Source organism: Pseudomonas sp. DY-1 (assembly GCF_003626975.1).
Classification (GTDB): Bacteria; Pseudomonadota; Gammaproteobacteria; order Pseudomonadales; family Pseudomonadaceae; genus Metapseudomonas.
In genome coordinates this window covers 3,912,001-3,925,650 of the sequence record NZ_CP032616.1, presented here as the reverse complement: position 1 = coordinate 3,925,650, position 13,650 = coordinate 3,912,001, and the positions used below count along the sequence as shown (strand labels likewise).

Sequence of the window (13,650 nt, the reverse complement as noted above, 5' to 3'; positions counted from 1 at the left end):
GCGCTCAGGGTGGCGCCGGCATTGATTGCGGTCAAGGGAAAAACCTTCCTCGACAGGGGAGGTGAGGCAGATGCGGACGCCGTGTAGCTTGCGTCTGGAGACTGTGCTAAAAATGCCCGACGATTGGGTCGCAGCCCGTCGGTTGTAGGGCCTCAGGCACATATATAAAGCAGAATAACGACTCACCGAGGCGATGGTAGGGCGAACATGGAACAGCATTCCGAGGGTTTGAAGGTCATGGTGATCGACGATTCGAAAACGATTCGTCGCACAGCCGAGACTCTGCTCAAGAAAGTGGGGTGCGAGGTCATCACTGCAGTTGATGGTTTCGACGCCTTGGCCAAGATCGCCGATTCCCACCCGAACATCATCTTCGTCGACATCATGATGCCGCGCCTGGACGGTTATCAGACCTGCGCCCTGATCAAGAACAACAGTGCTTTCAAATCCACCCCGGTGATCATGCTGTCCTCCAAGGACGGCCTGTTCGACAAGGCCAAGGGTCGCATCGTCGGTTCCGATCAGTACCTCACCAAGCCTTTCAGCAAGGAAGAGCTGCTCGGCGCGATCAAGACTCACGTCCCCGATTTCACCCCGGTGGAGCAAGCCTCCTGAAGTCCGGCCTTATGGCCGGTGAAGCCTTTCCGTATGGGGAACACCATGGCTCGAATTCTGATTGTTGATGACTCGCCTACCGAGATGTACAAGTTGACCGCCATGCTCGAGAAGCACGGTCACCAGGTACTCAAGGCCGAGAATGGCGCCGATGGCGTGGCCCTGGCCCGCCAGGAGAAGCCGGATGCCGTCCTGATGGACATCGTGATGCCCGGCCTCAATGGTTTCCAGGCGACCCGTCAGCTGACCAAGGACGCCGAAACCAGCCACATCCCGGTGATCATCGTTACCACCAAGGACCAAGAGACCGACAAGGTCTGGGGCAAGCGTCAGGGCGCCAAGGATTACCTGACCAAACCGATTGAAGAAGACACCCTGATCAAGACCCTGAGCGCAGTACTGGCCGGTTGAATGCCGAGCCGGTCCCTGCAAGATAATTATTAGAAAAAGGCCAAGGCCGGTCGTCATGTCGGATTCGCAGACTCCCTTCCAGCTCCTGTTCGAAATCGACCAGCGCTGTCGCGCGCTGGCGGCGGGCCTGCCTGCGCAACAGCAGGTGGTGCAGAGCTGGAGCGGCATTGGTTTCCGAATGGGCGAGCGCCTGTTCGTGGCGCCTATGGGCGAGGTCAGTGAAGTGCTGCACGAGCCGCGCCACACTTCGCTTCCCGGTGTGAAGACCTGGGTCAAGGGCGTTTCCAACGTGCGCGGACGCCTGTTGCCGGTCATGGATCTATGCGGTTTCTTCGGCAGCGAGTTGTCGCCCCTGCGCAAGCAGCGCCGCGTCCTGGTGGTGGACCACCAGGAGATCTTCGCCGGGCTGATCGTCGACGAAGTCTTCGGCATGCAGCATTTCCTGGTGGATTCCTTCAGCGAGGAGTTGCCTCCCCTGGAGGCCAGTATCCAGCCCTTCATCCATGGTGTTTTCCATCGCGAGCAGCCCTGGCTGGTATTCAGCCCGCACGCACTCGCACAGCACCAGGAGTTCCTCGAGGTAGCTGTCTAGTTATTACGCAGGGCGCCCAGCGCCCTGTATCGGTCCCAGAGGCAGAACCCCGGGGCCGTGACTTCAAGGTTGGGCCGGCTTTGCCGGCCCTTTGGCGTTACATGGGAATAAAGTGGTTGGTCCAGGCGGGGGCCCGATAATGAAAAGACTAAACGCAGGCAATCTGTTTTCAGGGGTGCGCAGTACGTCGCTGATCGCTGGACTCTTCGTGGTCCTGATCATCGCCATCGTGCTGCTGTTCGCGAACTTCGCGTACCTCAACACCCAGGCGAACTACGACAAGGAATACATCAGCCACGCAGGCGAGCTGCGCGTGCTGTCCCAGCGTATCGCCAAGAACTCCACCGAGGCCGCGGCGGGCAAGGCCGAGGCCTTCGCTCTGTTGAAAGACGCGCGTAACGACTTCGAGAAGCGCTGGAATTTCCTGGTCAAGGGCGACGCCTCTACCGGCCTGCCTGCCGCACCTGTTGCCGTGAAGGGCGAAGTGGATACGGTGCAGAAGGATTGGGACAGCCTGCGCAAGAACGCCGACGCCATCCTGGCCAGCGAACAGACCGTACTGTCCCTGCACCAGGTAGCCGCCACCCTTGCAGAAACCATTCCGCAGCTGCAGGTCGAGTACGAGGAAGTCGTGGACATCCTCCTCGAAAGCGGCGCGCCCGCCAGCCAGGTTTCCGTGGCCCAACGCCAGTCGCTGCTGGCAGAACGTATCCTGGGTTCGGTGAACAAGGTTCTGGCCGGTGACGAAGATTCGGTGCAGGCCGCCGACATGTTCGGTCGTGACGCCAGCCTGTTCGGCCGCGTACTGAACGCGATGCTCGAAGGCAACGCGGCGATGGATATCTCCAAGGTCACCAACACCGAGGCGCTGGAGCGCCTGCAGGAGATTTCCGAACTCTTCGAATTCGTTTCTGGTTCGGTGGACGAGATCCTCGAGACCTCGCCGGAACTCTTCCAGGTTCGTGAATCCGCCAACACCATCTTCACTGGCTCCCAGACCCTGCTGGACAAGGCGTCCGCCCTGACCACCGGCTTCGAGAACCTGGCCAATGGCCGTGGCCTGAACACCCTGGCCGGTTACGTGCTGGGCGCCCTCGCACTGGGCGCGATCATCCTCATCGGCCTGGTGATGGTACAGAGCACCCGTAGCCGACTGGCCGAAACCGCCGCGAAGAACGAACGTAACCAGGCGGCGATTCTGCGTCTGCTCGACGAAATTGCCGACCTCGCCGACGGTGACCTGACCGTGGCAGCGACCGTGACCGAGGACTTCACCGGTGCGATTGCGGACTCCATCAACTACTCCATCGACCAGCTCCGCGAGCTGGTTGAAACCATCAACCTGACTGCCGTGCAGGTGGCCGCCGCCGCCCAGGAAACCCAGGCCACCGCCATGCACCTGGCCGAGGCTTCCGAGCACCAGGCCCAGGAAATTGCCGGCGCCTCTGCCGCGATCAACGAGATGGCCGTGTCCATTGACCAGGTATCGGCGAACGCCTCCGAGTCCTCGGCGGTAGCGGAACGCTCCGTAGCCATCGCCAACAAGGGCAACGAAGTGGTGCACAACACCATCACCGGCATGGACAACATCCGTGAGCAGATCCAGGACACCTCGAAGCGGATCAAACGCCTCGGTGAATCGTCCCAGGAGATCGGTGACATCGTGAGCCTGATCAACGACATCGCCGACCAGACCAACATCCTCGCCCTTAACGCTGCGATCCAGGCGTCCATGGCCGGTGACGCGGGCCGCGGCTTCGCCGTGGTAGCGGACGAGGTACAGCGCCTCGCAGAACGTTCCTCCGCCGCGACCAAGCAGATCGAGGCGCTGGTGAAGACCATTCAGACCGACACCAACGAAGCGGTTATCTCCATGGAGCAGACCACTTCCGAAGTGGTCCGTGGTGCTCGCCTGGCCCAGGACGCCGGTGTGGCTCTGGAAGAGATCGAGAAGGTATCCAAGACCCTCGCGGCGCTCATCCAGAACATCTCCAACGCCGCTCGTCAGCAAGCGTCCTCCGCCGGCCATATCTCCAACACCATGAACGTGATTCAGGAGATCACCTCGCAGACCTCTGCCGGTACCACCGCCACCGCGAAGAGCATCGGCAACCTGGCGAAGATGGCGAGCGAGATGCGCAAGTCGGTTTCCGGCTTCAAGCTGCCGGACGCTCAGGACATAGCCTGACCAGGGGAGGCGCCGCGGCCTGAGGTCGCGGCACGATGGCCATGAATCAAGGGCACGACAGCATGCAGTCGGGCGGCGTCTGGGCCTTGAAACCCCTGGCCGACATGACGACAGCCGAGTTTCACGACTGGCAGAAGCTACTCGAGGAACGCACCGGCGTGGTGGTCAGCGACCAGCGTCGGTCCTTCCTCCAGGCCAATCTCAGCGCGCGCATGCGCGAGCTGGGGGTCCAGGACTACGCCAGCTATTACCGCCAGGTCACCGACGGGCCGCGTGGCGCGGTGGAATGGTCGACCCTGCTGGATCGCCTGACCGTGCAGGAGACTCGATTCTTCCGCCACCCGGCATCCTTCGAACTGCTTGCGAATTACCTGCGTGGGCGTGTCGAAGGTGGCTTGGCAAGGCCCCTGGAGATCTGGAGCGTGGGTTGCTCCAGCGGTGAAGAACCCTATTCCCTGGCCATGGTGGCGGCCGAGGCGCTGGGCGGCACCGAGCAGCCGGAGTATTTCGGCGTCACCGGCACCGACATCAGCCTCAATGCCCTGGCCAAGGCCCGTGAGGGCCTGTATGGCGCCCGCCGCCTGGAACAACTGGAAAAAGCGCTTACCGAGCGCTATTTCCAGGCCCAGGACGATGGTCGCTACAAGATAGTGCCGAGCTTGGCCGCACGGGTGTGCTGTGCCCGGCTCAATGTGCTGGAACTGGCCAAGGCGCCAATGTCCGGCATGGACGTAATTTTCTGTCAGAACCTGTTGATCTACTTCCGCCGCTGGCGCCGTCGGGAAATTCTCAATCGCCTGGCCGAGAGCCTGGCGCCGGGAGGCCTGATGGTGCTGGGCGTGGGCGAAGTATTAGGTTGGCAACATCCGGACCTTGAGCCGGTGGCCAATGAACAGGTTCTGGCATTCACCCGGAAGGGATAGCAGACGGCTATGACTGATCGGCACGACTACGTTGCCCTCGAGTGGGTAAAGGGCGAGATCGCGGAAACCCTGAAGCAGGCACGGCAGGCCCTCGAGGCCTTCGTCGAGAACCCGCAGGACCCGACGCGCATGCGTTTCTGCCTGACCTATATCCACCAGGTCCAGGGCACGCTGCAGATGGTCGAGTTCTATGGCGCGGCCCTGCTCGCCGAGGAAATGGAGCGACTGGCCCAGGCGCTGATGGAAGGCCGAGCGGCCAACCGGGGCGAGGCCCTGGAAGTGCTGATGCAGGCCATCCTGCAGCTGCCTCCCTACCTGGACCGCATCCAGAGCGCCCGTCGTGACTTGCCGATGGTCCTGCTCCCGCTGCTCAACGACCTGCGTGCCGCCCGCGGCGACAACCTGCTCTCGGAAACCAGTCTGTTCGCGCCGGACCTTTCCAGCATGCTGCCTGCGCTGTCGATGGACACCTTGGCGCGCATGCGTACTGCCGAACTACCGGTCCTCCTGCGCAAGCTGCGGCAGATGCTGCAAACCGCCCTGGTCGGTGTAATCCGCAACCAGGACCTGGCCGCCAACCTCGGCTACATGGCGCGAGTGTTCGCGCGCCTCGAATCACTCTGCCAGGACGCGCCTCTCGGCCCACTCTGGCAGATCGCCTCGGGCCTGGTGGAAGGCCTGGCCAATGGCTCGGTGGTCAACGGTTCCTCGGTGCGCAACCTGCTGCGCCAAGTGGACAAGGAGCTCAAGCGCCTGCTTGAACAGGGCGCCGATGGTTTCAACCAGGCCGCTCCGGAAGACCTGGTGAAAAACCTGCTGTTCTATATCGCCAAGGCTCCGGCCCAGTCGCCGCGTATCCGCGCCCTGAAGGAGCGCTATCGCCTCGATGAAGCCCTGCCCGACACCGCCGTGGTAGACGAGGAACGCGCCCGCCTTGCCGGCCCCGACCGCGATGCCATGCGCTCAGTGGTTACTGCGCTCTGTGAGGAGCTGGTGCGGGTCAAGGACAGCCTCGACCTCTTCGTTCGCAGCGACCGCAGTGGGGTCGCCGAACTGGACTCCCTGCTGCCGCCGCTCAAGCAGATCGCCGACACCCTGGCGGTGCTGGGCTTCGGCCAGCCGCGCAAGGTCATCCTCGATCAGATCGACGTTATTCACGGCCTGTCGCTTGGCCAGCGTGAGCCCAGCGACGCGGTACTGATGGATGTCGCCGGCGCGCTGCTCTACGTCGAAGCCACCCTGGCCGGCATGGTCGGTCCGGCGGACGAAGGCACTGCGGAAGAAAGCCACCTGCCCACCACCGACGTGGCGCAGATTCACCAATTGGTCATCAAGGAGGCGCGCAATGGCCTGGAACAGGCCAAGGACGCGATTATCGAGTTCATCGCTTCGCAGTGGAACCATGAGCACCTGGCTCGCGTCCCGGAGCTGCTGACCCAGGCGCGAGGCGGTCTGGCGATGATTCCGCTACCGCGCGCCGCCGCCCTGCTGGAAGCCTGCAACCGCTACATCCAGGAACAGCTGCTGGCCCGCAAGGCCGTGCCCAACTGGCAGAGCCTGGATACCCTGGCCGATGCCATCACCAGCGTGGAGTACTACCTCGAACGCCTATCCGAGGACCATGCTGCCCAGGGCGACCTGATCCTCGACGTGGCCGAGGAAAGCCTGGAATCCCTGGGTTACCCGTTGAAGGAAAAGCCATCCATCCTCGATCGGGTGGATGAGGACGAGGCCCCGGCCCCCCTGGTCAATCCGCTTCAGGAAATCGAAGTGCTGGCGGCCGAAGAGTCGGAGTTGCACCAGCATCTTGATCCTGAAGACGAGCCGGAAGCGGTGATGCCCGAGGCATTCTCGTTCGTGCCGGCCGCCGATGGCGTCGACCTCGGCCTGGATGTAGAACCCGAACCGCTTGGCGATGCCGCAACATCGGCCGTCGAGAGCGAAATGCTGGTTTCCGATGACAACTGGAGCCTGGGAGAGCTTGAGGCCGAGCCGGCCGCCGATAGCATCGATCTCAGCCTGGACGCACCGCTGGAATTGGCTGCTGCGACTGAAACGCCAACTGCTGCAAGTGAACTGACCGCATCCAATGATAGCTGGAGCCTGGACGACCCTGAGGCAGAGCCGGCCGCCAAAGCTATCGACCTCGGCCTGGACGCGCCGCTGGAACTGGCTGCTGCTGAAGTTCCGGTCGCCGAGAGCGAACTGCTGGTCTCTGATGACAACTGGAGCCTGGGCGAGCTGGAGACCGAACCTGCCGCCGAAAGCATCGACTTGAGCCTGGATGCTCCCCTGGAGCTTTCGGCCGAGCTACCTACTGCCGAAAGCGAACTGCTGCTCTCCGAAGACGATTGGAGTCTGGACGCGCTGGAGGCCGAGCAGGCGGCTGATACCATCGAACTCAGCCTGGACACTCCGCTGGAGCCCGAGGCCGTTGCGAGCCTGGAACTCGAGCCGATAAAGGGTGACGAGGTCCTGCCCAGCCTTGATCTGGCCGAGCTGGACAGCCTGCCCGCCTTGGCCGAGGAGCCGCTGGCGGAGGACGGCGAACTGCTCGACTTCAGCCTCGACACGCCGCTGGAGTTCGACGAGAACCAGCCGTTGCCGAGCTTCGACCTCGCCGACCTGGAAGAACTCCCGCCGGCCCTGCCTGGTGATCAGCCGGCGCTGGAAATGCCGCAAGCCGACCTCGAGGCGCTGCCGAGCCTGGACTTCGACGAGTTGGATACCCTGCCCGACGCCGAACCGGTAGTCGAGCTGGAAGCCATGAACCTGGAGGACCTGCCGGCTCCGCTGGAGTGGGACGAAGCCGCCCTCGCCGAACTTGGCCTGCCGGAAGTGGAGTTGCCCAGCGCACCGGAGGAAGCGCCGGTGCAAGAGCCTGCGGAACGGCCGCTGTCGCTGGCCGAAGTCATGGCAGCCCCGGTGCCCGCCTTCAATCCGCCGGCCCGCGAGGTGCCGCCGAGTCTGCTGCCACCGCCAGCCGACGAAGAACCCGTGGACGACGAGCTGCAGGAAGTCTTTATCGAAGAAGCCGGCGAAGTGCTGGAGACCCTGGCCGAGTACCTGCCGCGCTGGCGTGCCGATAGCAATGACCGTGACGCCCTGGGCGAAGTGCGCCGCGCCTTCCACACCCTCAAGGGCAGTGGACGCATGGTGCGTGCACTGGTCATTGGCGAACTGTCCTGGTCGGTGGAGAACCTGCTCAACCGCGTGCTGGATCGCAGCATCGAGACCAGTGAGCCGGTCTACCAGGTGGTCCAGGATGTGGTCGACCTGCTTCCCGCCTTGGTCGAGGACTACGCCGGCAAGGCCCAGCGCCAGCGTGATGACGTCGACCAGTTGGCCGCCACGGCTCACGCCCTGGCCAAGGGGCAACTCCTCCCAAAATCTGAAGCCCCGGGTTCAGATCAGGCCATCGAGCCCGTGGGCGAGCCGCATGCTCCGGTCATCACCGAGTCCGGCGAGGCGCTGGACCCGCAACTGCTGGAAATCTTCCGTAACGAGGCGGAACTGCACCTGGAAACCCTCGCCGGCTTCATCAAGGCCTGCGACCACGAATTGCCACAGACCATCAACGATGACCTCCAGCGTGCCCTGCACACCCTCAAGGGCAGCGCGCACATGGCGGGCATCCTGCCGATCGCCGAGATCGCCACGCCGCTGGAAAAACTGGCCAAGGAATACAAGACCAACCTGCTCAGCATCGACCTTTCCGAGGCCGAACTGCTGCGCGAGGCGCTGAACCTCCTGCATCAGGGCGTGGCCCAGCTCGACAGCACGCCGTTGGCGGCGATTCCCGGCACCAATGAACTGCTGGAGCGCATCCAGAAGCTGCATCAGGACCGATTGGACGCGGCCAGCGCCGCTCGCCGTGATGACAAGGGCGAGACTCGCGATCCGCAGATGATCTCCCTGTTCCTCGCGGAAGGCATGGACATCCTGCTGGACGCCGAAGATCTGCTGCGGCGTTGGCGTGAGCACCCGGCCGAGCGCCAGGAACTGGGCGCGCTGCTGGAAGAACTGAATACGCTCGGCCGTGGTGCCGAGATGGCCGAGCTGCCGCAGATCGAAGAACTCTGCGAGGCCCTGCTGGATGTCTACGGCGCTGTCGACGAAGGCAGCCTGCCGGTCAGCGAGCGCTTCTTCAGCGAAGCCGATGCTGCCCACGAGGCCCTGATCGGCATGATGGACCAGGTCGCTGCAGCGCTGGAGGTCACGCCCCAGCCGGAGCGTGCCCAGGCCCTGCGCACCCTGCTGCAGGACGTGGTCGACCCGACGGCCTTGGCGCTGCTGGAGCCTGGCATCCCCGATCTGGAGATCGAGGAGCTGGACGCGGACGCCGCCGATTGGGCGCGCGTCGACGACATCCCGCCGCTGCCCGAACTGGTGGAAGCGCCGCTGGCCCTGCAGGAAGTGGCATTGCCCGAGCTGGCGTCCTTCGATCCCGAACAGGCGCCCGAGACCGAGCCACTGGATGAGGTTCCGGCTGCCCTGGACGAAGAGATGGTGTCGATCTTCCTCGAAGAGGCAGTGGACATCCTCGATAGTGCCGGCAAGGCCTTGGAACGCTGGCTCGGTGAGCCGGACAATAAACCGGCCCTGCTGGCCCTGCAGCGTGACCTGCACACTCTCAAGGGCGGTGCGCGCATGGCTGAGATCCGCCCCATCGGCGATCTCGCCCACGAACTGGAATCCCTCTACGAAGGTCTGGTGGACCGCCGCTACAGCCATTCGCCGCGCCTGGCCGAACTGCTGCAGAAGAGCCACGACTGCCTCGCTTCGCTGCTGGAACAGCTCCAGGCCCGCCGCGCCCTGACCGATCCGCTGCAGTTGATCCAGGACATCCGGGGCTTTCGCCAGGGTGGTGCGCAGAGCCTGTCCGCCGCTGTAGTGCAGCCGTTACCCGAAGCCGAAGCCTTCGACGAGCAGGATTTCGACGACGAAGACGCCGCTGGTCCGGGCGAGCCGTTGGCAGCCGCCAACGAAGAGCTTGAAGAGTCGGAGCTGGATGTAGCCACCCAGGTCATGGACGAAACGTCCCTGTCCGAGTTGCTGGAAATGCGCGTTGCTGAAGAGCCGGCCGCCTATAGCGCCCCCCAGCCCTTCGATAGCGACCAGGACCCGGAGTTGGTGGAAATCTTCCTCGAGGAGGGTTTCGACATCCTCGACAGTGCCGGTGCCGCCCTGCAGCGCTGGATCGAGGACCCGGACAACAGCCTGGAAGTCGAGTCCCTGCAACGGGACCTGCACACCCTCAAGGGCGGTGCGCGGATGGCCGAGATCGGACCCATCGGCGACCTTGCCCATGAACTGGAATTCCTCTACGAAGGCCTTTGCGGCGGTCGCCTGCGGGCCAGCCCGGCCCTGTTCGGTCTGTTGCAGGCCTGCCAGGACCGTCTGAGCGAAATGCTCGACGCGGTGCGCGCACGCCGCCCCTTGCCTGGTGGGCAGGCACTGATCGACGCCATCCAGCGCTGGCGCACCAATCCCAGCGAACAGTTGAGCGTACCGAGTGCCGTGCATCTGCAGCCTGCCGCCGCGGATGACCTGGAAGCCGTGGCCGAGGCAGATATCCTCGACATCTTCCTGGAAGAGGCCGACGACCTCTTGGAGGCCATGGAAACCGCTATCGGCCGCTGGGAGGAGTCGCGCGAAGACGGCGCCCATGTGGAAGAGATTCTGCGCGTGCTGCACACGCTCAAGGGCGGTGCGCGGCTGGCCGGACAGAAGCGCCTGGGCGACCTCACCCACGATCTCGAACAACACCTGGTCGAGGCCCAGCAACAGGGCGCACCCTGGCCGGAAAGCCTGTTCCTCGATGTGCAATCGGGATACGAAGGTCTGCAGGCCGAGCTGGAAGACCTGCGCCAGCAACTCGATCAGAGCATCGCCGAAGACCTGGCGCCGCCGCACGTATCGAGCCAGCCGGAAGTGCCCCAATTGGTCGCGCCAATCGTCGCCGCCAGCGTTCAGCCTCTGGTGGTCGGTGAAGAACGAGTGTTGCCGTTCGTTCACCGTGCCCGTGAAGCCGCACAGGAGGCCGCCGCGCGTCGCGCGCCTCAGGAGCTGGTGAAGGTACCTGCCGAACTGCTCGAAGGCCTGGTCAACCTGGCGGGTGAGACCTCCATCTTCCGTGGCCGGGTGGAACAGCAAGTCAGCGACTTCAGCTTCACCTTGAGCGAGATGGAGTCCACCATCGAGCGGGTGCGTGACCAGTTGCGCCGTCTCGACACCGAGACCCAGGCGCAGATTCTCAGCCGCTACCAGGCAGAAGCCGAGCGTGCTGGCTACGAGGATTTCGACCCGCTGGAAATGGACCGTCACTCGCAGCTGCAACAGCTGTCGCGAGCGCTGTTCGAGTCCGCGTCCGACTTGCTCGACCTCAAGGAAACCCTGGCGGCGAAAAACCGCGATGCGGAAACCCTGCTGCTGCAACAGGCGCGGGTGAACACCGAGTTGCAGGAAGGCCTGATGCGTACGCGCATGGTGCCCTTCGACCGCCTCGTACCCCGTCTGCGCCGTATCGTCCGGCAAGTGGCCAGCGAACTCGACAAGCAGGTGGAATTCGTCGTCGGCAACGCTGAAGGCGAGATGGACCGTACCGTGCTGGAACGCATGGTGGCGCCGCTGGAACACATGCTGCGCAACGCGGTCGACCATGGCGTCGAGAGTGCCGAGGCGCGCCGCGCCGCCGGCAAGCCGGAGAGCGGTACCATCCGCCTGAATCTCGGCCGCGAGGGTGGCGACATTGTCCTCACCCTGGCTGACGACGGCGCCGGCATCAAGCTCGAAGCTGTGCGTCGCAAGGCGATCGAGCGCGGCATGATGGACGTGGAGTCCGACCTGTCGGACCACGAAGTGCTGCAGTTCATCCTCGAACCGGGTTTCTCCACGGCCGACAAGGTCACCCAGATTTCCGGCCGTGGCGTCGGCATGGACGTGGTGCACTCCGAGGTGAAGCAGCTCGGTGGCACCATGAGCATCGACTCGATCCCGGGCGAGGGTAGCCGCTTCCTTATCCGCCTTCCGTTCACCGTGTCGGTGAACCGTGCGCTGATGGTGCTTTCCGGCGAAGACCTCTATGCAATCCCGCTGAACACCATCGAAGGCATCGTGCGTGTTTCGCCCTACGAGCTGGAAACCTACTACCAGCCCGATGCGCCTCGTTTCGAGTACGCCGGGCAGAACTACGAGCTGAAGTACCTAGGCGACCTGCTGGACAACGGCCAGCAACCCAAGCTGGTGGGCCAGAGCCTGCCGTTGCCGGTGATTCTGGTGCGCTCTTCCGAACACGCCGTGGCCGTGCAGGTAGACGCCCTTGTGGGGTCCCGCGAAATCGTGGTGAAGAGCCTCGGCCCGCAGTTCGCCGGCGTCCACGGTATCTCCGGTGCCACCATCCTCGGTGATGGCCGCGTGGTCGTGATCCTCGATCTGCTGGCGACCATTCGTACGCGCCACGCTCACCTGGTGCAGCCGCAACTGCGTTCGGCCAGCGCCACAGTCCTGCCGGCAGAGGTGGATCTGGAACGTCCGCCGCTGGTGATGGTGGTGGACGACTCGGTGACCGTACGCAAGGTCACCAGCCGCCTGCTGGAGCGCAACGGTATGAACGTACTCACCGCCAAGGACGGGGTGGACGCCATCGCCCTGCTGCAGGAGCAGCGTCCGGACATCATGCTGCTGGACATCGAGATGCCTCGCATGGATGGCTTCGAGGTGGCGACCCTGGTCCGCCACGACGAACGCCTGAAGGACCTGCCGATCATCATGATCACCTCGCGTACCGGTGAGAAACACCGTGAGCGCGCCATGGCCATCGGCGTCAACGACTACCTGGGCAAGCCCTACCAGGAATCGCTGCTGCTCGAATCCATCCAGCATCTGGTCAAACGGACATGACAGAGAAGACTTCCGCACGGATCGCCGTGCTCGCCGACACTTCGCTGCAGCGCCATGTGCTGCAGCAGGCTCTGACCGGCAATGGCTACCAGGTCGTACTCAACAGCGATCCGGCACGCCTCGATGACGAAGCCCTCGGTGCCTGCGAGGCGGACCTGTGGCTGGTGGACCTGGCCCTGTCCGAGGACTCTCCCCTGGTGGACAGCCTGCTGGAACATGCCAGCGCCCCGGTCCTGTTCGGCGAAGGCCACGCTCCCGAACGCCATTCCGAGCACTACCCGCGCTGGGAGCGGCGCCTGTTCGGCAAGCTGAAGAAGCTCGTCGGCGACCCCGCGGTGGCGGTAGGGCCGAGCCTGGAGAGCCTGCTGGCGGATGCCCAGCGTCCTGCGCGTCTCGAATTGCCCAGGGCACTGGCCGATACACCGCTGGTGGCAGGTGAGCCGGCACGCCAGGTTTGGCTGCTGGCCGCCTCCCTCGGCGGGCCGGCTGCGGTCAAGGCGTTCCTGGATGCCCTGCCCGGTGGCCTGCCCATCGGCTTCATCTATGCCCAGCACATCGACCCCAGCTTCGAGGGCGCGCTGCCCCAGGCGGTGGGTCGCCACAGTCAGTGGCACGTCAATCAGGTTCGTAACGCCGATGCCGTGCGCTGCGGCGAGGTCGTCGTGGCGCCCATCAGCCGTGAGCTGGATTTCACCGAAGACGGCCAGATGCAGGTGAGCGAGCGCCCCTGGCCAGAGCCCTACAGCCCGTCCATCGACCAGGCCATGCTCAACCTGGCCCAGCACTACGGCGCCCAATGCGGTGTCATCGCCTTCAGCGGCATGGGGAGCGATGGCAGCGCCGCGGCTGCCTACCTGCGCCGGCAAGGTGGACTGATCTGGACACAGAGCGCCGAGAGCTGCGCCTGCTCGAGCATGCCCGACAGTCTGCGCGAAGGTGGCTACAGCAGCTTCAGCGGCGACCCGCGCGAGCTGGCGGCGAAGCTGGTCGAACATCTGGCCGCACAGTGCAGCTAAAGG

General features: G+C 64.1%; 7 protein-coding genes. All 7 read left to right on the top strand.

Going from position 1 to position 13,650, the window contains the following annotated elements; translation table 11 throughout:
- Positions 1-207: 207 nt before the first annotated feature.
- The 7 genes from pilG to D6Z43_RS18465 all read left to right on the top strand — a co-directional run bounded on the left by pilG (position 208) and on the right by D6Z43_RS18465 (position 13,647).
- Complete coding sequence (gene pilG, locus D6Z43_RS18495) at positions 208-615, top strand: twitching motility response regulator PilG (protein ID WP_003455569.1); 408 nt, start codon at positions 208-210, stop codon at positions 613-615.
- A gap of 45 nt (positions 616-660) precedes the next feature.
- Complete coding sequence (gene pilH, locus D6Z43_RS18490; RefSeq protein WP_077524194.1) at positions 661-1,026, top strand: twitching motility response regulator PilH; 366 nt, start codon at positions 661-663, stop codon at positions 1,024-1,026.
- Positions 1,027-1,081: 55 nt separating this feature from the next.
- Positions 1,082-1,618 carry a chemotaxis protein CheW gene (locus tag D6Z43_RS18485; RefSeq protein WP_120653545.1) on the top strand — a complete coding sequence of 179 codons (537 nt, stop codon included), beginning with the start codon at positions 1,082-1,084 and terminating at the stop codon, positions 1,616-1,618.
- A gap of 139 nt (positions 1,619-1,757) precedes the next feature.
- Positions 1,758-3,806, top strand: coding sequence for a methyl-accepting chemotaxis protein (locus D6Z43_RS18480; protein WP_120653544.1), 2,049 nt, complete (start codon positions 1,758-1,760; stop codon positions 3,804-3,806).
- A gap of 62 nt (positions 3,807-3,868) precedes the next feature.
- Positions 3,869-4,729, top strand: coding sequence for a protein-glutamate O-methyltransferase (locus D6Z43_RS18475; RefSeq protein WP_120655302.1), 861 nt, complete (start codon positions 3,869-3,871; stop codon positions 4,727-4,729).
- 9 nt (positions 4,730-4,738) lie between these two features.
- The gene (locus D6Z43_RS18470) at positions 4,739-12,631 is read left to right on the top strand and encodes an Hpt domain-containing protein (RefSeq protein ID WP_120653543.1); all 7,893 of its coding nucleotides are present in this window, start codon (positions 4,739-4,741) and stop codon (positions 12,629-12,631) included.
- The gene (locus tag D6Z43_RS18465) at positions 12,628-13,647 is read left to right on the top strand and encodes a chemotaxis protein CheB (protein ID WP_120653542.1); all 1,020 of its coding nucleotides are present in this window, start codon (positions 12,628-12,630) and stop codon (positions 13,645-13,647) included. The genes D6Z43_RS18470 and D6Z43_RS18465 overlap by 4 nt, the downstream gene beginning before the upstream one ends.
- Positions 13,648-13,650: the final 3 nt, after the last annotated feature.

Bases quoted from the DNA above. Each gene is read 5' to 3' on its own strand.
- D6Z43_RS18475 (WP_120655302.1), top strand. From the start codon at position 3,869: ATGCAGTCGGGCGGCGTCTGGGCCTTGAAACCCCTGGCCGACATGACG.
- D6Z43_RS18480 (WP_120653544.1), top strand. From the start codon at position 1,758: ATGAAAAGACTAAACGCAGGCAATCTGTTTTCAGGGGTGCGCAGTACG.
- D6Z43_RS18465 (WP_120653542.1), top strand. From the start codon at position 12,628: ATGACAGAGAAGACTTCCGCACGGATCGCCGTGCTCGCCGACACTTCG.
- D6Z43_RS18485 (WP_120653545.1), top strand. From the start codon at position 1,082: ATGTCGGATTCGCAGACTCCCTTCCAGCTCCTGTTCGAAATCGACCAG.
- pilH (WP_077524194.1), top strand. From the start codon at position 661: ATGGCTCGAATTCTGATTGTTGATGACTCGCCTACCGAGATGTACAAG.
- D6Z43_RS18470 (WP_120653543.1), top strand. From the start codon at position 4,739: ATGACTGATCGGCACGACTACGTTGCCCTCGAGTGGGTAAAGGGCGAG.
- pilG (WP_003455569.1), top strand. From the start codon at position 208: ATGGAACAGCATTCCGAGGGTTTGAAGGTCATGGTGATCGACGATTCG.